Source organism: Halosimplex pelagicum (assembly GCF_013415905.1).
GTDB classification, from domain to species: Archaea; Halobacteriota; Halobacteria; order Halobacteriales; family Haloarculaceae; genus Halosimplex; species Halosimplex pelagicum.
The window spans coordinates 2,384,403-2,401,964 of the sequence record NZ_CP058909.1 but is presented as its reverse complement, the minus strand read 5'-3'; the positions used below and the strand labels follow the sequence as shown (position 1 = coordinate 2,401,964).

25 protein-coding genes and 1 tRNA gene are annotated in these 17,562 nt (G+C 55.4%); 2 read left to right on the top strand and 24 right to left on the bottom strand.

The features are described from left to right. Nucleotide 1: 1 nt before the first annotated feature. The 19 genes from HZS54_RS11755 to HZS54_RS11665 all read right to left on the bottom strand — a co-directional run bounded on the left by HZS54_RS11755 (nt 2) and on the right by HZS54_RS11665 (nt 13,167). On the bottom strand, nt 2-742 hold the full coding sequence (locus HZS54_RS11755) for a hypothetical protein (RefSeq protein WP_179922710.1): 741 nt from the start codon (nt 740-742) through the stop codon (nt 2-4). Nucleotides 743-849: 107 nt separating this feature from the next. Then, complete coding sequence (locus HZS54_RS11750; protein WP_179922709.1) at nt 850-1,197, bottom strand: hypothetical protein; 348 nt, start codon at nt 1,195-1,197, stop codon at nt 850-852. Nucleotides 1,198-1,217: 20 nt separating this feature from the next. After that, nucleotides 1,218-2,063: a hypothetical protein gene (locus HZS54_RS11745; protein ID WP_179922708.1), complete on the bottom strand. Its 846-nt coding sequence runs from the start codon at nt 2,061-2,063 to the stop codon at nt 1,218-1,220. 116 nt (nt 2,064-2,179) lie between these two features. Next, a complete protein-coding gene (locus tag HZS54_RS11740; protein WP_179922707.1) occupies nt 2,180-2,989 on the bottom strand; it encodes a DUF8137 family protein in 810 nt (269 codons plus the stop codon). A 57-nt stretch (nt 2,990-3,046) separates the two neighbouring features. Then, complete coding sequence (dcd, locus tag HZS54_RS11735) at nt 3,047-3,628, bottom strand: dCTP deaminase (RefSeq protein ID WP_179922706.1); 582 nt, start codon at nt 3,626-3,628, stop codon at nt 3,047-3,049. Nucleotides 3,629-3,724: 96 nt separating this feature from the next. Then, nucleotides 3,725-4,123 (bottom strand): hypothetical protein, encoded by a 399-nt coding sequence (locus HZS54_RS11730; RefSeq protein WP_179922705.1) that lies wholly within the window; start codon nt 4,121-4,123, stop codon nt 3,725-3,727. Nucleotides 4,124-4,163: 40 nt separating this feature from the next. Then, nucleotides 4,164-5,066 carry a hypothetical protein gene (locus tag HZS54_RS11725; protein ID WP_179922704.1) on the bottom strand — a complete coding sequence of 301 codons (903 nt, stop codon included), beginning with the start codon at nt 5,064-5,066 and terminating at the stop codon, nt 4,164-4,166. Between the two features lie 57 nt (nt 5,067-5,123). Beyond that, nucleotides 5,124-5,522 (bottom strand): hypothetical protein, encoded by a 399-nt coding sequence (locus HZS54_RS11720; protein ID WP_179922703.1) that lies wholly within the window; start codon nt 5,520-5,522, stop codon nt 5,124-5,126. 41 nt (nt 5,523-5,563) lie between these two features. Next, the gene (locus HZS54_RS11715) at nt 5,564-5,893 is read right to left on the bottom strand and encodes a hypothetical protein (protein ID WP_179922702.1); all 330 of its coding nucleotides are present in this window, start codon (nt 5,891-5,893) and stop codon (nt 5,564-5,566) included. Nucleotides 5,894-5,929: 36 nt separating this feature from the next. Then, nucleotides 5,930-6,640 (bottom strand): hypothetical protein, encoded by a 711-nt coding sequence (locus HZS54_RS11710; protein ID WP_179922701.1) that lies wholly within the window; start codon nt 6,638-6,640, stop codon nt 5,930-5,932. Nucleotides 6,641-6,685: 45 nt separating this feature from the next. Continuing rightward, nucleotides 6,686-8,446: a DEAD/DEAH box helicase gene (locus HZS54_RS11705; RefSeq protein ID WP_179922700.1), complete on the bottom strand. Its 1,761-nt coding sequence runs from the start codon at nt 8,444-8,446 to the stop codon at nt 6,686-6,688. A 145-nt stretch (nt 8,447-8,591) separates the two neighbouring features. Further along, nucleotides 8,592-9,134, bottom strand: a complete 543-nt coding sequence (locus HZS54_RS11700) for a hypothetical protein (RefSeq protein ID WP_179922699.1) — start codon at nt 9,132-9,134, stop codon at nt 8,592-8,594. Nucleotides 9,135-9,332: 198 nt separating this feature from the next. Beyond that, nucleotides 9,333-9,770 carry a hypothetical protein gene (locus HZS54_RS11695; RefSeq protein WP_179922698.1) on the bottom strand — a complete coding sequence of 146 codons (438 nt, stop codon included), beginning with the start codon at nt 9,768-9,770 and terminating at the stop codon, nt 9,333-9,335. A 142-nt stretch (nt 9,771-9,912) separates the two neighbouring features. Continuing rightward, entirely contained in the window at nt 9,913-10,377 is a 465-nt protein-coding gene (locus HZS54_RS11690; protein WP_179922697.1) for a hypothetical protein, read from the bottom strand. Nucleotides 10,378-10,430: 53 nt separating this feature from the next. Next, complete coding sequence (locus HZS54_RS11685; protein ID WP_179922696.1) at nt 10,431-10,862, bottom strand: hypothetical protein; 432 nt, start codon at nt 10,860-10,862, stop codon at nt 10,431-10,433. Between the two features lie 17 nt (nt 10,863-10,879). Beyond that, the gene (locus HZS54_RS11680; protein ID WP_179922695.1) at nt 10,880-11,365 is read right to left on the bottom strand and encodes a hypothetical protein; all 486 of its coding nucleotides are present in this window, start codon (nt 11,363-11,365) and stop codon (nt 10,880-10,882) included. Nucleotides 11,366-11,440: 75 nt separating this feature from the next. Further along, nucleotides 11,441-12,220, bottom strand: a complete 780-nt coding sequence (locus HZS54_RS11675) for a hypothetical protein (protein WP_179922694.1) — start codon at nt 12,218-12,220, stop codon at nt 11,441-11,443. A gap of 107 nt (nt 12,221-12,327) precedes the next feature. Beyond that, nucleotides 12,328-12,594: a hypothetical protein gene (locus HZS54_RS11670; protein WP_179922693.1), complete on the bottom strand. Its 267-nt coding sequence runs from the start codon at nt 12,592-12,594 to the stop codon at nt 12,328-12,330. Between the two features lie 114 nt (nt 12,595-12,708). Then, complete coding sequence (locus tag HZS54_RS11665; RefSeq protein ID WP_179922692.1) at nt 12,709-13,167, bottom strand: hypothetical protein; 459 nt, start codon at nt 13,165-13,167, stop codon at nt 12,709-12,711. Nucleotides 13,168-13,284: 117 nt separating this feature from the next. Between HZS54_RS11665 and HZS54_RS11660 the strand changes: the two genes are divergently transcribed. Then, on the top strand, nt 13,285-13,854 hold the full coding sequence (locus HZS54_RS11660) for a nuclear transport factor 2-like protein (RefSeq protein ID WP_179922691.1): 570 nt from the start codon (nt 13,285-13,287) through the stop codon (nt 13,852-13,854). Here the strand turns inward: HZS54_RS11660 and HZS54_RS11655 are convergent, their stop codons facing one another. Both HZS54_RS11655 and HZS54_RS11650 read right to left on the bottom strand, forming a co-directional pair. Beyond that, the gene (locus HZS54_RS11655) at nt 13,855-14,241 is read right to left on the bottom strand and encodes a DUF5811 family protein (protein ID WP_179922690.1); all 387 of its coding nucleotides are present in this window, start codon (nt 14,239-14,241) and stop codon (nt 13,855-13,857) included. A gap of 57 nt (nt 14,242-14,298) precedes the next feature. Next, nucleotides 14,299-14,595, bottom strand: a complete 297-nt coding sequence (locus tag HZS54_RS11650; RefSeq protein WP_179922689.1) for a hypothetical protein — start codon at nt 14,593-14,595, stop codon at nt 14,299-14,301. 377 nt (nt 14,596-14,972) lie between these two features. On the opposite strand from HZS54_RS11650, the gene HZS54_RS11645 reads away from it, so the two are divergent. Beyond that, nucleotides 14,973-15,575: a hypothetical protein gene (locus HZS54_RS11645; RefSeq protein WP_179922688.1), complete on the top strand. Its 603-nt coding sequence runs from the start codon at nt 14,973-14,975 to the stop codon at nt 15,573-15,575. A 391-nt stretch (nt 15,576-15,966) separates the two neighbouring features. Here HZS54_RS11645 and HZS54_RS11640 read toward each other — a convergent pair. From HZS54_RS11640 to HZS54_RS11630, 3 genes are all read right to left on the bottom strand, one after another. Beyond that, nucleotides 15,967-16,100 (bottom strand) — tRNA-Met (locus tag HZS54_RS11640). Nucleotides 16,101-16,168: 68 nt separating this feature from the next. Then, on the bottom strand, nt 16,169-16,972 hold the full coding sequence (locus tag HZS54_RS11635) for a hypothetical protein (RefSeq protein ID WP_179922687.1): 804 nt from the start codon (nt 16,970-16,972) through the stop codon (nt 16,169-16,171). Between the two features lie 166 nt (nt 16,973-17,138). Then, nucleotides 17,139-17,513 carry a hypothetical protein gene (locus HZS54_RS11630; RefSeq protein WP_179922686.1) on the bottom strand — a complete coding sequence of 125 codons (375 nt, stop codon included), beginning with the start codon at nt 17,511-17,513 and terminating at the stop codon, nt 17,139-17,141. Between the last annotated feature and the right edge of the window lie 49 nt (nt 17,514-17,562).

The following is a 17,562-nucleotide window of genomic DNA, read 5'->3' as shown; positions in this document are numbered from 1 at the left end:
GTTAGTCTGCGGTCAGCTCCGACTCGCCGAAGGTAAAAGTCTCAACCTCGTCTGGGTCGATCGGCGACTTGGGACTCTCGATCGCTTCGAGGACCACGTGGCGGATTCGCGTAGTGAAATCCGCTTCACGCGGTTCGTACCCCGTGAGTGCGGTCAGGAGGACGCTCACATCTTCGGCTGAGGTGAGCATGATCGTGGTGTCGTTGAGGTTGTCCAGCCCGCCCTTCCAGAGCCGGTTGAAGTTCTTGGCCTCCTGCATCATCGGATGGTCGACGTCTCCCTTGCTGAGGAAATCCGCGATGGCGTTTTCGATGTCGACAGCTTCCTTCGCTGTGACGTGGACCTGGATGTTCGAGAGGACATCCGGGTTGTCGATGCCGATGTACTCGATCTCACGGTTGGAGGGCACGCTTTTACCTTCGAACGATTGGTTGTCGTCCAGATGGACGTTGATGAGCTCTTCGAGCGAGCGGAGCGCGACCGCTTCGAGAATCGAGTCAGCGTAGTCCGCGTTCCGGCTGGCTCGGTAGGTCTCGAACTCGTCCGCGCAGATGGGATGGACGAACTGGATGTCCTTCAGTACATCTAGAGCGTCCCGACTCCCTTCGTCCATGCGAACCAGCGAGTCGTTCTGGTACGCGATCTCGTGGGCGGCTCCGACTTGTGAGACGTCTTCATTCTCATCGTGGTACTCGGCTGCCTCCTCTAACACTTCTCTCAGGTACGGTGGAATACTCTTCATCCTTCACTCCTCTCGGGCGGTAGAAACTACCCTCTGGTCGTTTCTCTTCTGCATTGTCGGTGTGAGATATGCGGCTACCGGCCTTAGTGTTAACGTACGGGTTCGGTTTACGGCCGTTTCGAGGCGACGTCCTCGTCGACGATGACGTAGGTGAATCCCGAACGGGACTTCGTGAGACAGCCGTACTCCGAAAGAAGTTCCTTGAAGGTCTTAGGAGGCGGGCTGACGCCCGGCACGTTTTCCTCCTCGCCAGTAAAGGGGTCTTGGCGCGTGCTTTCGTCCACGAGATACGGGTCTTCGTGTGGGATCTCGATTGCCGGTTCGCCGTCGACACGGCTGGCCCCACTCTCGTAGAGAAGGACTCCGTCGCCTTTGTCCATCTCGACGCTGACGAGGTTCCAGAGCGATTCGTCCATCAGTGCTTTCAGGATCTCGATTTTACGTTCGTCGTTCATAGGTATCGTGTACTGAGTTGTTACTGGTCGGCGGTCTGTCGGGGCGGTTCCGGCCACGGTCGGTTGCTCGCGAAGAATTTCGGCCAGTCGATGCGGTCGAGTTCGTCGCTTAGGTGGATCTTCGGTGCGTCGGTGTAGGTCGCGAGAAAGTCGCTTGTGTGAATCCAGAGTCCACGTCCTCCCCTCGGACTATCGACTATGTCCGAGACGATCGTCGACGGGTACTGCTGACGGTCGATGGTGACGGTCTCAACATGGTCGAAGCGGTGTCGGGGGTTGAGGCCGTCAATCAGTTCCTGCTCCTGAACGCGGAACCCGACGAAGAAGTGGAGCCCTTCGTCCGGCGTTCGTTGGATTGGAGTCGGCTGTCCAGCGATCATCGCACCGAGGAACTCGGCGGCCTTCTGCTGGCGGGAGTCGTACGAACAGACTTCGACACACTCGACGATCTGGCCCATCCCTTCGCCTTGCTCTACGAACTCTACGAACTGTTGCTCTCCGAGATGGACTTCGGAACAGACTTTCTCTAACAGGCTGAGGTCTGCTTCGGAACCGCTATCAGTGGTCTTTGACATGTGATAGACCCCGTTGGTGACGAAGACTGCGTCGGGGTGTTCCGTAGTGAATTCGAAGGATGGCCGAACGACGTAGTTCGCGTCTTCGGTCAGTGGAAGCGGCCCGACATCTATCTCACCAACCTGGGAGGGAAAGACACCATCGAGAACGCAGACGAACGTGACGGAGTATTCCCCGCTGATTTCGGTCACGCTGCGTTGGTTGAATCCAACGGAGAGACTGCCGTCGTGCTCATCGAGGAGGGTGTTAATTAACTCTTCAACCGTCTCTACTTCAAATTCTTGTTCCATACTACCGCTCTCACTCTTCTTTGAGCGGTAAAAATATTTACTTATCTGGTGTTGGTTTTGTTCCGAGAAGAACACTTATATTGATTTGTCGGCTATGAAACGGTCTGGTGGTGGTTCTATACTTGCTTCAGCAGGTCAAGAGTCGTCGCGCTGTTCAACTCTCTGATGAATGCTTCCGGCCAGTGGTTCTGGATATAAGTGAGCAGCTTTTCAGTGGCTTCCGAAGAGAGGTTCTCAGAAGCCCCGTACTGCTTTTTGTAGTTGAAGTAACGAGGACGTTGGGGACCGCTTCCATTGATAGCGTTGTCGAGGCCTAAGAGTGCTGGGCCGGAATCAATGAGGCTGTCTTGGTCGAACCTAATGAATAGGTCGACAGCCTTCTCGTTGTTGACTACAGTTCCAAGTTTGAGTGCCCCTGAGACGAATGTCGGTGGGTCTTGGTTGGTTGCGAATTCGTGGAGGCGGTCAATTACGTCTATCTCAGGGTGGTCGAAGTACCATGTGATACAGAAGGCGTCTTCCCACGGTGCGTCGATTGTGTGGATGCCGGTCTGGTAGAGATATTCGAACCCGGCTGGTGGTGCGTCTCCAAGCTCTCCGGTCATTCGTGTGTTGAGGATACCACTGCCGATCCCGTGGACAAGTTGGGTGTGTACGTGGTGATCGCCGTCAGCAGGATATGCATTAAGGAGATCGCAAAGAAACTCCCAGTCAGTGGTCCCGTTTTGGATAGTCGCGTTGATGATGAGTTGAGATGACTTTTCGGCGTATTCCCAGAAGAGATCTCGATAGAGACCCCCATTGTCATCTTTCTCGAGTGCATCTGAGAGGATGGCACTCTGGACTGCGAGAACAGTTTGTGCCTTCTCTTGTGGGGGTTGATTTGCATGTAGCGCGTTCTCAAGTTGTTGTGAACTCTTTATCATTTATGCTCTCACTTCTTCATCGGGCAATAAAAATGCTTTCTCCCCAGAATTCATGGATTATGAAGAGAATTCAGGGTCGTTCCCGATTCTCGATGCCTCTGGCCCAGACTGCCCTTGGTATTTCGACCCGCGTTCATCGCCATACGGACGTTCCGCTGGAGACGTCGTTTGGGTGAAGGTCATTTGAGCAACTCGCATTCCTGGGGAGAGTGCGACCGGCGCTACGCCCAGATTGCTGAGTTCGAGTGTGATTTGTCCTTCGTACCCTGGATCGGCAAGCCCCGCTGTGCTGTGGATGACGATCGCGAGCCGCCCGAGCGATGATCTGCCCTCGACGTGACCGACGAGATCGGCAGGGACGCTAACGGATTCGATGGTCGTTGCGAGTACGAAGTCGCCGGGGTGGAGGATGAACGAGTCTCCTTCGTCGACGACTGTCTCGGTGACGTAGTCGGAGACCTCGCGTTCGCTGTTCGGGTGGATACAGGGGATGTTCGTTCGCTGGAACTCCAGGAAGGATTCCCCGAGTCGAAGGTCGACCGATGCAGGTTGTACCTGTTGGTCGATATCCCGCAACGGTTTGATTTTCAAGTCGCCCTCTTCGAGTCGCTTCAAGATGTCTTGGTCGGAGAGGATCATGATGAATCGTACACTGATGGCTGGTCCAACCCTTACTCGGTTCGGGGGAAGGGTATGATGTGCCTCTGACGACGGTAATTCGTGGTGGGTAGGTATCTATTCTTCGTTTGGGGCAGACTCGATATCTTCGGTGGATGGTGGTGTTGAGGACATCGTTTTCTGGGCTGCTTCAGATAGGAGCATCACCAGCCCGTAGAACGCGACGAAAACGACGAGCAGTGACTCGAGACTCGCTGAAGCCTTAGCAAGCGTGACCTTTGCCGTGAAAATAGTGGCGAGGAGATAGATAACGGTGACGAGTCCGTAGACGATCCCGAGTGTCCTGATCGTAAGGAGGTTGATTTTCTGATTCGCGTCGAGCGTATCGTAGGCTAAGTTCTTCAGTTCGAGCTCGTGAAGGCCCAAGATGTGCGACAGCTGGCTCTCGGTAACGAAGTCGGATGATGAGTCTGAGTCGTCCGCACCGCCTCCCGATGTGCCGTTTGGTTCTTTCATGCGTATGGAATGTGGCAGATTCAATTTAGACGTGTTGGTGCTACTCGGAACCTTCGCTCACAGTTGAGGATGAGGAGGAGTTACTATCCGTTTCTTCTGCGGTCGGTTGCGCTCCGGTCGTCCATCCTGCCCAGATTCGGTCGCCGTCTTTTGCTTCGTGACAAACTTCGTCGATGGCTGCTTCGACCGCTGTGTCTCCGAGTTTGAACAGGCAGTGGACCCGCCTCTTCCAGTCGTCGTCTCTGTTATCGTAGTCCGACGGGTCGTGGGTTGCTGGCCAATCGTTAGCTGCGACGGCGATGTCGGCTTCGTATTCGCCGTTAGTGATGTCGTCTTCTAATTGATCTTCGTCGATAGGCACCCTCGCGATGAAGGGTTCTCCATCGACAGTCAACTTGACGTAGGCTTGTAGGAACTGGCCTGACGTAATGGATATCGTCGCTGCCTCATACGTTCCGGTGAGGTCGTCCCACGAAAGTTCGGGGGGTGTCGTATCGGTTGACGGTGGACTATGTTCTTCCATCAACTCGACTGCGACTTCGGCGCAGTCCAGGTCGGTTTGTTTTGAACAGAGTTCCCGGTCAAGTTCTTCACGACGGTCCCACAAGTCGCTGTCCTCGCTGTACTCGTACACGTCGATAACTACGCCATCGAATTCGTCTCCATAGACCGCTTCGTAGTACACCCCCGGTTTCGGGTCTGTGGTATCGCATTGGGCGTCGGTTTTTGTCGTCCAGATTCGGCAGTAGATCCCGCCACCCGTATGAACAACGCCACCGCCGCGCCAGCCGTCGGGGGTATCAACGGGCGATTCATCCAGCGGTTCTTCCCAGCCGCGTTCCTTCAGGTTCGAATCAGGTGCTAAGGGCATGAGTGTGTGATCAATATGGACTCCCGGCTTGCTCCGGGTTTCTGCCCTTCCTCCCCGGTGGGGGAGGTCCATATGCTTTCGCGCAGGCAAGTTGGACAGAAGCCCTCTGGAGGCCGGAAGCGGGTGCTGTTACGGCTTGTCGTCGTAGAGGGTCACGTCGTAGTCGGTGTCGTACCGGTCGAAATGGTAGACTTCTCCAACCGATGCAGTCTCGTGTGGGGCTTGGTCAACGAGAACGGCCTCGAACTTGCTGTCGTTGTAGCCGATGATGTCGAACTTGCTGCCGTCGTGCTCGTTGATGACGCCGAGCGGACGGTACAGCATGTAGCTGCCGTTCGCCATCTCAAGGAAGGCTTCGGCTTCGCCGAGTACTTCTTCGATGGTTTCTTCGATTCCCTCTTTGGGGTCGCCACTGATCGCGATGATATCCGGGGAAGATATGTCGTGGTCAGCAGGGTACGCTTCGACATCTCCTACACCTGGAAGCGATTCGAGTTCGTCTACGAGACCGGAGACTCCTGCTTGCATCGGTATGATACCTTTCACTCAAACCGGAGGCTAGAAACCTATCAGAGTGCCGCGACCGCAACTCCATCGGGCTCGATCTGTTTCCGCTCCCGGCACTGGTCGTAGATGATCTTCTCGGGCTCAACATCGAAAGCGACATCGAGCCGGTTGAGTGCTTCTTCCATCACCTCGTCGTCGGGGAGGTTGCCGAAGTCGTCGGCGGCGCTCCACCAGTTGAGGTGGTTCCAGCCATCGGAGTCTGCGTCCAGAACTTCGATTTGTCCGGGCCGGCCGTACTCCGCACACAGCGTTGAATGCTCGTCGTTCCATTTGCGAACTCGATACTTCCGTCCGTCATCACCGTGGATTATCGCGATAGTCTTGCGTCCCATCAATGAACACCTTCACCCCCGTCGGGTGACAGAAACCTACCCCTCGTAGTTCTCGTGGATGTGGAGGGCCTCTGCGAGCGGGTACAGGAAGATACTCGTGTAGATCTCGCCGCGCTTCTGGGCGGACTCGGAGGGCTGCATCTGGAGGTTGTACTTTCGGGTGAGGAATCTGTTGACGAAGGAGGCGAATTCGCTTGAGGTGATCTGGAGTGGGTTGGTCTCGTTCCGGGTGAAAACGTGCTTTCCGATCGGGAGGTGGTAGTCGTACGTGGCGAATTCTGGGTCATAGTGAAAGACTCGTTTCTGTTTCCCGAACCACGGAGCCCACACCAACGGTGTGGTGAACTCGGTGATGAGGTCGTCTGAGATGGCGGATTCGGGTAGTGAGTCGCCTTCTACGTCGGCGTCGGCTTCCTGCAGCGTCACGAGCTTGTCTTCTTCGAGGTTGAACGCGAAGACCGCGAACCAATCGTTAAGCCGGCTATTGTCGTGTTTGGGTGGCGTATGGACAGCCTTGATGTTGTCTTGGAACGTCTCCAGCCCGTTACTGAAGATGGTCGTCTGTTCGTGCTGTTTGATGTCGTCGGTAACCGCCGCTAGCTGTTTCGTGACTAGCGGGTCGGCGTGCCAATTCAGGTCAGCGTACTCCGAGGACATCCGCTTGATTTCGGAGACGACGTCGCCGTCAATCTCGACAGCACCGAGACTACCGCCTGTGCCGGAGGGTCTACCATCTGCTGTCGGCATCAAAACATGATACGCAGTGGGCTGTTAAATTAGTTTGGCCGAGCATCACACGGACGGTTGTGTGAGTGAACGCACCCAGCTGAGGTCGCAGCGATTCTTCGAGCCGTCGTACGTGATGCCGGACGTGCGTTGCATCACGCTACGGAAGTTCTGGAAATCGTGGTCTCCCAGATAGTCGGTCAGTTCGATCGTGACTGTGCCGAGGTCGTTCTCGGAGACCCGACAAGCGTTTAGCGGGACGCCGTTCTCCTGTAGGTAGTTTCTGACTGCTTGTTCCCGAGGCGTGAAGCCGTTGTCCGGTCCGTACTTGCCGTAGTACTCCTTGTAGTTCTCGACTCTTGTCTCGTAGTGGTCGCGAAGGTACTCGCCACGGTCCTCGATGTCGGCGATGACGGCGTGGTCGTCGTTCGGCCGAAGCGCCCGGCCAATCCGCTGTATCTTCTCGATCTTCGACTTCCCACCCTCCGCGAGCACGATCGCGGAAATCGAAGGAATGTCAGCCCCTTCCTTCAGCACAGTGCTGATCAGGATGTCGATATCTCCATCTCCGAACGCACTGAGGGCTTCCTGACGCTGTTTCGTCGTGTTCGGCCCTTGGATGAACTCCGCCGTATGATCGCCGACCTGCGACATCTTCTCGAGAGCCCGCGCTTTCATCTGCTGCTCGCCGGGCTCGTCGTCATCTTCGATGAGGTCGTCCAGAACAGCCTGGGCGTCGAGCGTCGGATCGAGCGCGTATTCCAGCAGATGCCCTTGCGCGATCCGGTTGACGGTCACGAGGACAGTGTAGCCGTCGCCGGCGAGGTTGTTGGCCTTTTCCGCCACCGCCTGATTTCGGTTCGGCCCCAGTTCGAGACACCGTTTGACGACTTCCTGGTACGATTCGTCACTGCGAGGAACGCGAGCATTAGTCGGTTCGATGAACTCAAACTTCGGTTCCGCGAGGTATCCCTCGTCGATGAGCTGCTCCGCGTCGACGGTGACGGCCTCCCCGCCGATGGCAGCCTCGATCTCCATCTCTTCGCCATCGACAGACCGCCACGGGGTCGCGGAAAGGCCAAATCGCCATTCGAGGTCGATGTCCAAGCCGACCTGTTGGAACTTCTCCGATGCTGACGTCACGTGAGCTTCGTCGAAAATACCGATACCGTAACTCTCGTTCAGGTTCCCGAGCCCGCGCTTGTTGAGCGTCTGCATCGTCGCGACCGTGACCTCACCCTCGTTCCACTGGCCGTCTCCGATGAGCCCGACCGCGACTCCGAGCGTGTCTTCGAGACGCTCCTGCCACTGGTACAGTAACTCTTGAGTGTGGACGAAGACGATAGTTCGCTGCTCGATAGCGTTGATGAGGTTCATCGCGACGACGGTCTTCCCAGCGCCAGTCGGTAGCGCGATCATTCCACCGCTGTTCTCCAGCGCGTTGGAAACCGCCTGAAGCTGGTAGTTGCGTAGCTCGTCTGAGAAGGTCCACTCTGTCGAAATCGAGTCCCCCGAACTGTCACCTTCAGACGTTACCGAGACGGTGTACCCGTTCGCTTCGAGAATCTCGATGGCCCGGTCGAGCAGGCCGATCGGGGCCATGTGGTTGTCCTTCTTATAGAGGTGGTGGAGACCGTCCCACGCACCCCGCTTGTAGGCGTCCTTGTACTGCGCGTCGGGGTCTTTCCACGAGAGTTCGTCGTAGAGGAGGTCATCGATCTGGTCGGTGGCGTTTTCGATGAAGAACCACGTGTACCCGGCGGGGATCGTGACCTCTACTTCGGCACTGGCGGTACTCTGCTGACCAGATGCCGCTTGGATACTCATGTATGAAATCCCTCACCCCAATCGGGAGGACAAAAACCCACTACTGGAACTCTTGTTCCCTTAGGGAGTGTCGGTACAGATGTAGATCCACTTCTGAATCGGTCGAAGTATCCACTCGGTGGGTGAAATTTACAACCAGGCCTTTTCAGATCAGGTCAGAATAATCACAAACCAAGATGTTCTGGTCATTATCCCACATTGCATCGAGCGGCACCGACTCACCATAGCCAATTTCTATGCCGAGGTCTTCCCGAACCCCACTGAACGATACTGTCTTGCCATGAATTTTGAACGAATTCCTAGTTACTGCTCCTGACCGGACAGATTTTATTCCAAACATCCTGTCGGGCTTTTTCAGATAGTAATCAACGTACGTATGCTCGCCCCAGTTCATGACTCTCCGTGCTTGTTTGTTCGGCTTGATCTCGTCTTGGCGGAGCACTATCTCCGGCCGCTCTTTACGGACAGTGTCAGCATATTTGGCATACCTCGTCAGTTCAACAGTTACCGTTTCGCGGCCCTCAAGAGGTAGTGAAAAGTCAGAATTGAGTTCTTCGTACGAAACAGTTAGCTCATTTCCAGCCCTACACTCAACAAGAGCTGTTTCAGCTCCAAGCATCTTGATCGTCCCAACCTGATCGGCTCGGATGAGAACCTCGTCACCGATGTTAAATCCGTGCTGACTCATACCCTCTATCCTACCTTCTTAGCGCAAGATATTAAATACGAGTACAGGTGAAATTATGCAAATCTGTTTATCAAATGAGGCTCTCAGACGTGGCCGAATCTGCTCTTCGAAAACCAACTCTCTCCAGTGTCGGAGAGGTCAGCTGTGGTACTTTCTGCGACGTCGACATCTATCGTTGCGGGACGCTGGTCTGACGACTCATGATGCGCTGATCTCATCGAGGGTTTGCTGACCGGCTGGCTCATCGTTGTCGCCGACCCACCACGCATCTTCTGTGAGTTCTGCTTCGCCTCGCATATAGGAATCCGCGAGTTCGTAGGCCTCTCGCTCAGCAAGACCGTGTTCTGCCCTCATCTTGTACTCAAAGAAGTGGAGACGCTCGTCAGCGTCATCACCCGCGTAGTCTGGGGGCTTCCGTTCGAGCGGCGGGGCTTCGACTGCCCACGAGTCCCCGTACTTCATCACACGGACTGCTTCGTCTTCGGAGAGCCAGATAGCACCGCCACATGGCTCCTCGGAGACAGACCGGTGAATCCGCTGAAGTCTATGCTCCTCGTATTCGGCCTCTGTCAGTGCTCGGAGGTTTTCTGGTGCGTCGTCAGGAAACTCCGCTTCCGCAGTTGGTGTTTTGGTCATGCTTGGTTCTGAAAAGTGTCGTCGACGAGGCTGTCGACTTTCGAGTTCGCTCTTCGGGGAACGTGGCTGATGTCAGCAGTTGAAAATGCACTGGATTCTATTCAGTTAAGTTTCTCTTGTGATGTCGTGCTGAACTATTTGCTCACGGTGTGTTGAGTAGATGTTCGTCGTAGTGGGCGCTATCCGGCGGTGGTCCGTACACGGAAAGAGCAGCTTCGAATTCTCCGGTGCTTGAGATCTTGGTCTCGAAGAGGGTAAGCAGGTTCCCGTCGTCGACTGTTTGCCGGAGCCTCCATTCTGATGCAGGTGCAGTGGTCGTGTGGGCGACTCCAGCGGAGGGGTCTCCGTAGGTCTTGATGCTGATCTTGGGTTCTTTACCGAGTCTATTCTCCTTCCACGTGATTTCGGCAGGGATGACATCCGAGTCTTCGCGGGCGTAGCCGGGTTCGACGCTGAACACCTCGTTATTTGATTTTCCATATACCTCGGTACGCTCTCCACCGACCGCATCAATGAATTCGGCTAGCTCGGACTTCGTCAGGATGGAAACTTCTGTTGTGCTTCTTCCGGTGATGCTTCGGATGAACTCTACTACTCTTGACTTCACGGTAGTGGTCACTCTTGTCATGGTTTTTTCGTTATTCCGACTGTTTGGTGTGGTTACAGTGCCGGCTTCCCGCCTGCTGGGGTCTGTTCTGTCGTTGTATCCAGGGGTTTCTCGAAGGGGAGTTTGTCAAACCCGATGGGGTCAACGAAATAGAACTCGTGAGCGCCGTCTGGATAGACGACTTCGATGATGTCTCCGGGGCACGCTGATCGAACCGCGTGAATTGCATTCTGCTGCTTGTTGACGACGAATCCTTGGGCTTGCTGATACGCCTGTTCCGGGTCTGTGATTCCTAGTATAGTTTCTGCAGGAGTGTAGATAGACTCCAGTAGCGATTCTGACGGTTTTGCATCACCGTATGCGAATTTTCGGCGAGCGTTCTGGCGCTCGAATGGGAGATGGTGGACGGTGCTGTAACCTTCAGTGTGCGAACCAGTGGACATTACTGAAAACCCTCTACCCCTCTCGGGGGCGAAAAACGACACCAAGACGGGGTGGGCGTCTATTCGCTACTGTTCTCGAGGAGTTCGACCTCAACTAGCGGTTTCCCGCAGACGCATCGAATTGGGGCCGCTGCTGCTTCCTGCATATGTGGCGGGACTGGTTCTTCGGGTTCGTCTTTGGTGATGAACTTGGCCCGTCCACACTCGTAGAACGCGATAGCGACAGGGTCGTCGTAGTGCTCCGAGTCCAGGCGCTTTTGAGCCTTCTTTTGTTGTTTCTCCTGCAGTGACGGTCGTTCCCCGTCGCAGTCATCACAGAGGGAGCGCCAGGGTTTGTCTGGTTGCTGGAGTCGTGAACAGGAAGGCATCACGGGTTCTCGTCGTTCGACGTTCTCGCTTTTCTCCCCACAGTTCTCGCACTCGAGCGTCTTGTTGACTTCACTTGGATGGGGCCTCGCGTCGGCATTCTGCTCTGCTCGGATTGAATCCGCGACAGGATCGCCTATGTCACCAGGGGTGAGATTGTCTTGACCACCGCGTGTCATTTATGAAAACCTCCACCCCAGCTGGGAGATACAAACTACCGAGGCTTCGTCACGTGGTCACAACGGCTATGTGTTTTATACCGAATTCGGCTGCGGTTGAACTCGGGAGATGTATTCGTCTGCTATCGGTCCCCACTCGTGTTCCCACTCAGTTAACGCTGATTCGAGAGCAGCTTCAGAGAGATTTGCTCGCGTTTCATCCCAGCTCTCAATGAACGCTGCTGCTTGTTCCTCTATAGTAGCTCCTTCAACATCGTAGTATTCTGGGTTCTCGTATACAGAAAGCGAATGATTCGGGTCTCGCCGGGCTGCGATCTCTCGCATAACATGTTCTTTTTCTCCCTGTCGGGCGATCTCGTTTATCAGTTTGTCTTCAGGGGTTTCAGATGGTGGTTTGATATAGAAAAAGTATTCAACTAGGTCGTCTGCCCACGAGACTTCCTGACTAATAGGTTCAAGTGCAGAATCAATGTCGTCGATAGTGAATCCGGCCTCTCGGATTTGTGAACTTGAATTCTCGGCGAAGCGGGCTAATAGGTCGGTTTCCCACTTGTCAGGTGGATACTTCAAAACAAACCGCGCCCGACAGAGAGACATTGCTAATCCATAAGACTCGACCCTCTCTGCTACGAATTCGAATGGTGCTTCAACTTGAGATTTGAGAGTGTCTAATCGGGGAAGTAATTGCTCGAGGCCAGTACCCGGTAGCTGACTTCCTATGCCGATCTCGTTTAGGTTTTGTCGGTAGGAAATTTCGAGGCGGACTGCTTGTTCTACGGTATGGATGTGTTGCGCCCTGAATTGGATGACTGTCGGCTTGGCGGCATTTGGACTCGGAGCTGGTCGGATTGGCATAGTGTCGTCTAGATGGGGATTCGTTAAAAATTTACTCCTCAGGTGTACTATCGGTGGTTCTGTAACCACCCGTATTTGGAGGCTATCGAGTTTTCCCTGTTGGCCGGTCACGACTGGCGAAGTGCGCTTTTGAGGTGCGCGATAGCGCCGTGGATAGAAATGATGACGCCGAGGCCGATCGAGAGCGCGGAGGCTTGTACGATCCGTGCTGAGGTCATGTATTCGCTTTGGGCAGTGGAACCGTGAATCGCCAGTTCGGTTTCGAGGATCTGCATTGAGGCCCAAGCGTCGATGCCGAAGATGATGCCTGTTGCGAGAAGGATGATTCCGAAGCCAGATAGTATGATAGCTTGCAGTCGTGGTTGAGAGACCATATCGATGGTGCGGCTACTGGGAAGGTAAAGCGTTACCCTCTGGTTTTCATTAGATAAACTCGGGTGTGAAAGTAATTGTTCTTCGGAGAACTGCTGACGTGAATGAGTTCAGTGTCAGGTTGTTCGGGTCACGGTTGCGAGCTGCTTGGCGATCTCGACTAGGGCATCGATAGCGTTATCGAGCGTGTTGAACCGACCGACCCAGAGCGTATCGTCATTCGCATCGTCGGGCTCGAGGCCTTCGGGCACGGAGACGTCACTGTAATCGAGCCACTGTTTGTGGGGGGCTTGGACTTTGACGATGAACGGGGGATGGTCGTCGTCTTTTGGTGAGGTGATGAGCGACGATACGCCCGTCGCAAGTGGATTGTCGTCCTCCGCGTTCGGTTCGTCAGTCCAGATTGTGATGTGTGGGGCTTCTGGGATCGGTTCTCCGCCACTCGTCATCTGAGAGAGCTGGACGGTGTGTTCTCCGGTAAGAGAACCTAACGCACAGAGGGCTTCTGCCGCTGAGATTCCAGTGCTGGATTCGTCGTGCTCACGGGAGGTGGTGGCTGTGGATGACTCAGTCATAGTCCCTTCTACTTCTTCTGGGGGCTAAAAACCGCCTGCTGTCTGGGACAGACTTACTGGATTTCAATCCGGCGCTGATATTTAAGTGGGTAGGTAGTCTGGGTAGAGATAGGGAATATGAAGCGCCGCACATTCGTCGTGAGTGCCGTAGGTGCAACTGTCGGCTTGGCGGGCTGCTCAGCGATTCCGGGTAGCGATCTGGTTCCAAGTTCGGACTCAGATGGCAGTGATGAGTCAACGGGGACGCCGCCGAATAGCGATGGGGGTTCGCAAGACGTCTCCCGAGAGACGAGTGCCTCAGACGAATCGGGAGACGGTTCGACGCAGACGTCGCCGGATGGTGAGGGTACCGAAGGAGAAAACACGACTGTCGAACTGGAGGAGAATGAACCGACGGAGGTGGTCAGAACATTCTACGACGGTCTATATGCGCCTGATGTAGAGACTGCAAACGACCTGATCCACCCGGAAAGCCCGGAAACGCTCTACTCTAAGGAGGCGGTTTCTCGGTTTGAGGGAGTCACCCACGAACTGGAGAACGTAGAAGTAGTTGAGAGAGACGGTGGCATCGCGATGGTCGAGTTCGTGCTGGTCCTGGTCGATTCGAAGGGCGAAGAACGTCGGACGGATATGCGAGTCGAGCTACGGATGGACGGTGAGGACTGGAAGATTTGGGAAGCGAAGTAGTTAACGGGCGACTTTCGGCGGTTCGCTGTTCGTTCTACTGATTATAGCTGTTACAGCGGCTGCCACCACGTCCTGGGCGATCTGTTTGTGTTTTTCGACGGCCACGAGTTCGCCGTCGTCCATTGGGGGTGCGATACCGGCCCCTATCGGTTGTCCGATCGGCGGTTCGATAGCGATGAGGCCTTGAACTCCTGCAGGTGTTTGCATGAGACTCGACGTGACTGTGTAGATGCTCGGGAGGTGTCGGCCAATAGCGGCTTCGACACTGTGGAGGTCTTGTTTGAACTTGTCCTTTTCTTCGTCGCTCAGCGAGATGGTGTCGTTAGGTGAACGCTGCCCAGCAGGTGTCGTGGTCGGGTTTCCACCGAACGGGGTATTTCCGTACATTTGTGTCTTCTTGGTGAATCCGGGTATCGGCCGGGGCTTGATAGTAGTGAGTAGCCGCTACCGCGCGTTAACAACTTCGATCGGGAGTTCATCCCATGCCCGCCGCGACCCGCCGACGCAGAATAGTTCTGTTGTCGTTCCGTAGACGCCAGTTTCTTCGTCCTCGTCGAAGCGAACAGTAACGAACCAGTCGGCCCAAATGTTGTGGGTTCCGATGCCTCGCGGTTCCAGACGGACGACTTCACCAGTGACCGGATAGTCAGCCATCCATTCAGGGACGCCGGATAGTTGGGAGACTTCGACGGTATCGCCGCGCTCGCAGGGTTGTCGGGTATCGACGCGGTCGGCGTACATCTCCCACCGTTCCTGGTATCGCTGATCTAACTCAGAGCACATATCTCTCTCACCCAGAATCGGGAGGCAAAAACGGGAACTCACCCGGCAGCGGACGCTGTCTGGCTGTTACTCGTTTCCTCGCTACGGACGGGTTTGAGCTGTGCTTCTCGCGGGTATCCGAGGTCACGCCGACCGGATTCAGTGAGCCACTGCTGGACGTGCTTCTGCTGTTTCGGGGTGAGTTCGTGGTAGGGGACGTTGGTCCGGTGCCGAGGATCGAAGATTGCTGCGAGTGCCCAAGAGAGGCAGCCGCTTGTTGAGCCGTTGAGTTCCAGACTACGGATATTCCCATCACACGCTGTCGGGTACTTTACCCACTTCCCCTGCCCGTTCGCGTGATTGATGAGGTGCTGATGCGTGTTTCTCCCGTCGCCTACGACGAGAACGTGATTTGCTGTCGGAACCTGCTCGAACCAATCGTTCAAGAGGTGTTCAAGCCGCTTGCTTTGGGCCTTCTGTCGGGCTCGGTGGTATCGCCGTGGTTCGAGCTTCCGAAGGATGTCGCTCGTCAGGCGGGCACGATCTGCTGCATCGCCGAGGTCGAACTCGGAGATAGAGTCCTCAGAGAGACGCCCTTCGTGAACAAGGAGACTACCCATCTGGGGACGGCTTTGCCGAACAGACGGTATTTCGTACCCGTCGCCGGTTTCTCCGGTGTCATCGAGATACTGCTCGACTGCCTTCTGGTGGCTGGTGACCCGGACGGTCGCTGTCGTGTATTCATCGACCGCAGAGGCGATACACGGAGGTCCGCCGACGACGATCTGTTTCAGGCGGTTCCCGGCACGTTTGAGTTCTTCGTAGAGTGGGCGAGCCGCCCGAACAATCTTCTTTCCGAGTTGGTTCAGGTCGGTGATGCACCGAGGATCGTCGACGATCCCGGTTGGGACGACTGCGAGAGTTTGTTCTGGGTCGATGCTGGGCGTAGATGTGTTTGAGTAGCCTCCCATGTTGAGTTAGATACCGGAGAGACTGGAGAAGACAGGGCTTCTACTACTATACTCAGCATCTATGTGTTGGCTCATATAAGGTCTCACTCCCATCGGACGGTAAAAACCGTCCGAGTCGCGGAGTGAGATCACAGTATTCCCCCGGTTCGGATGGGCGTTGAGGCGTCTACGGAGGTTACCGGCAGTAATGAGCTATAGGGCTGAAACGAATGTGGATGGAAGTGGCAGGTCGTGGTGGTTTGGTTGGGCTAACCGCCTGCCAGTGGTGTGGAGCCGGTACACCAGTGGACATCCTTGGAGGGTGTCCACCCTGACGTAGCGATGGTTTCAGGATAAGTGTTTTTGGAGATTTAGTAACTGGTGTCGAAATTGGAAGGAGTGGGACCGCCGGGATTCGAACCCGGACCTCTCACGCAGGTGTGGACTGAAACTCAAGTGTACGCATGAGCCACCGACTATGAGGTGAAGTACCGACACCTGTCTGAGCATTCTGCCGTTTAGTACTACGGTCCCGCAAGGTGGGGAGGAGATTGCTACTCACTCGAGTTCACGAGAGTGTGACGAAACACATCGACTGTCGATTAGTCTGCGGACGCCGGAGTGGGGGTTGTTCCGGTAGACGCCTTGTTCGGACTGATGCCGATGTCTTCGAGTTCATCTGAGGACAGCGCCTCACGCAGTTCGTCGATCTGGCTGTCGTGGAGGTCGCTGACGCCCATCCCCTCGTTGCTATCCAGCATGTGGCGACTGTAGAGGATCTGGTCCTGGACGTTCACGTCGATGACCTGTTTGACGTGCCCTGCTTGTCCTTCGACCCAGTCGTTGTTCCCGCGAGCGTCACGGATCTCGTTGAGGCCTCGGTGGGAGCCACAGTTGAGTGTGATGACGGCGTCGACGTCGGGGTAGTCGTCGTAGAACTCGTCGAAGAGGTAGTGGTTCATCTTCGCGCCGGCTTTTGCTTTCGCTCGCTTGACGCGCTCGTTCGTGACCTTGTCCCAATCGATACCGTCGCTCATGTCGTCCGCGTCAGCGTTGACGGCGGGCTCGTCTTCCTGGCGGACTGCCGGAACGATGACGTTCCCGTAGTCGTCTGTATCCGCAGTATCGTTGAGGAAACGCGGCCAGGGGAAGAAGGCTTCATCGACATCGACGGTGAGCTCGTCGGCCAGAGTGTCCTCTAGCTTTGCGGAGCCCCGAGTCAGAACGATGCTTGTCTCGGCGTCGAGCATCGCTTCCAGGCCGTCCAGTGCGTTGTCGACGCGCTTGGCGACCGACTCGTAGCTTTTGACGTATTTCTCAGCCTTCACCAGTCCGGTGGCGAGGACGAGAACGTTGAGTTCATCTGTGCTGTCGGGGGTCGTGGAATCGTTAGCGGTCGAATTCATGGATACAGGGTCGTGAATCGGCGTATCTTGGTTGAACTGACGATACGGCTCGTTGGTCGCGATCGGGATGTTTCTAGGATGGCTCAAGTGAGCTGGCTACGATGCCGACTCCTTCAGAACATCCCTCTACCCTCTCCGGGGGATACAAACGATTTCTCTCGCAATCTTATTCGGGCAACGGCTCGAATGCAGCTGCTTGGATCTCGGGACTCGGCCCTTCGCACCACGGACAACCATCTTCGTTCATATTCGCTGTTGGTTCGTATCGTTGTTCACAGCGAGGACATTCGATGAGATGGCCGTCCTCGAGTTCGATGCCCTCTGCGTAGAGCACTGTCGTGAGGTTGTCGTTGCGGGCTAGCAGGACGATCCCGCTGGGTTCGTGGAGGTGGGCGTCGTCGTAGTTATAGTTCGGTGCTTCGATCGGGACGCCTTCACGCCACGCGGTTTGGATGTCCACGTTTCGGTCAGCGTTACGCTTCCACCAGGCTAATTTCGCGTGACGTGTTGCTTTCGGTGCGTATGGGATGTTCATCTCCATCACCTCGTTCGGGAGTCAGAAACTAACCTTACCAAGTCGTTCTGATGGT

Coding starts and splice junctions, on each gene's coding strand:
- HZS54_RS11720 (WP_179922703.1), bottom strand. CDS start 5,522: ATGCAAGCAGGAGTCTCCGGTCTCGTAGACGAACTCGAATCGCTTCCA.
- HZS54_RS11695 (WP_179922698.1), bottom strand. CDS start 9,770: ATGACCAAAACACCAACTGCGGAAGCGGAGTTTCCTGACGACGCACCA.
- HZS54_RS11660 (WP_179922691.1), top strand. CDS start 13,285: ATGAAGCGCCGCACATTCGTCGTGAGTGCCGTAGGTGCAACTGTCGGC.
- HZS54_RS11725 (WP_179922704.1), bottom strand. CDS start 5,066: ATGGACCTCCCCCACCGGGGAGGAAGGGCAGAAACCCGGAGCAAGCCG.
- HZS54_RS11745 (WP_179922708.1), bottom strand. CDS start 2,063: ATGGAACAAGAATTTGAAGTAGAGACGGTTGAAGAGTTAATTAACACC.
- HZS54_RS11705 (WP_179922700.1), bottom strand. CDS start 8,446: ATGAGTATCCAAGCGGCATCTGGTCAGCAGAGTACCGCCAGTGCCGAA.
- HZS54_RS11750 (WP_179922709.1), bottom strand. CDS start 1,197: ATGAACGACGAACGTAAAATCGAGATCCTGAAAGCACTGATGGACGAA.
- HZS54_RS11730 (WP_179922705.1), bottom strand. CDS start 4,123: ATGAAAGAACCAAACGGCACATCGGGAGGCGGTGCGGACGACTCAGAC.
- HZS54_RS11710 (WP_179922701.1), bottom strand. CDS start 6,640: ATGCCGACAGCAGATGGTAGACCCTCCGGCACAGGCGGTAGTCTCGGT.
- HZS54_RS11755 (WP_179922710.1), bottom strand. CDS start 742: ATGAAGAGTATTCCACCGTACCTGAGAGAAGTGTTAGAGGAGGCAGCC.
- HZS54_RS11740 (WP_179922707.1), bottom strand. CDS start 2,989: ATGATAAAGAGTTCACAACAACTTGAGAACGCGCTACATGCAAATCAA.
- HZS54_RS11650 (WP_179922689.1), bottom strand. CDS start 14,595: ATGTACGCCGACCGCGTCGATACCCGACAACCCTGCGAGCGCGGCGAT.
- HZS54_RS11680 (WP_179922695.1), bottom strand. CDS start 11,365: ATGACACGCGGTGGTCAAGACAATCTCACCCCTGGTGACATAGGCGAT.
- HZS54_RS11675 (WP_179922694.1), bottom strand. CDS start 12,220: ATGCCAATCCGACCAGCTCCGAGTCCAAATGCCGCCAAGCCGACAGTC.
- HZS54_RS11665 (WP_179922692.1), bottom strand. CDS start 13,167: ATGACTGAGTCATCCACAGCCACCACCTCCCGTGAGCACGACGAATCC.
- HZS54_RS11630 (WP_179922686.1), bottom strand. CDS start 17,513: ATGGAGATGAACATCCCATACGCACCGAAAGCAACACGTCACGCGAAA.
- HZS54_RS11635 (WP_179922687.1), bottom strand. CDS start 16,972: ATGAATTCGACCGCTAACGATTCCACGACCCCCGACAGCACAGATGAA.
- dcd (WP_179922706.1), bottom strand. CDS start 3,628: ATGATCCTCTCCGACCAAGACATCTTGAAGCGACTCGAAGAGGGCGAC.
- HZS54_RS11700 (WP_179922699.1), bottom strand. CDS start 9,134: ATGAGTCAGCACGGATTTAACATCGGTGACGAGGTTCTCATCCGAGCC.
- HZS54_RS11670 (WP_179922693.1), bottom strand. CDS start 12,594: ATGGTCTCTCAACCACGACTGCAAGCTATCATACTATCTGGCTTCGGA.
- HZS54_RS11715 (WP_179922702.1), bottom strand. CDS start 5,893: ATGGGACGCAAGACTATCGCGATAATCCACGGTGATGACGGACGGAAG.
- HZS54_RS11655 (WP_179922690.1), bottom strand. CDS start 14,241: ATGTACGGAAATACCCCGTTCGGTGGAAACCCGACCACGACACCTGCT.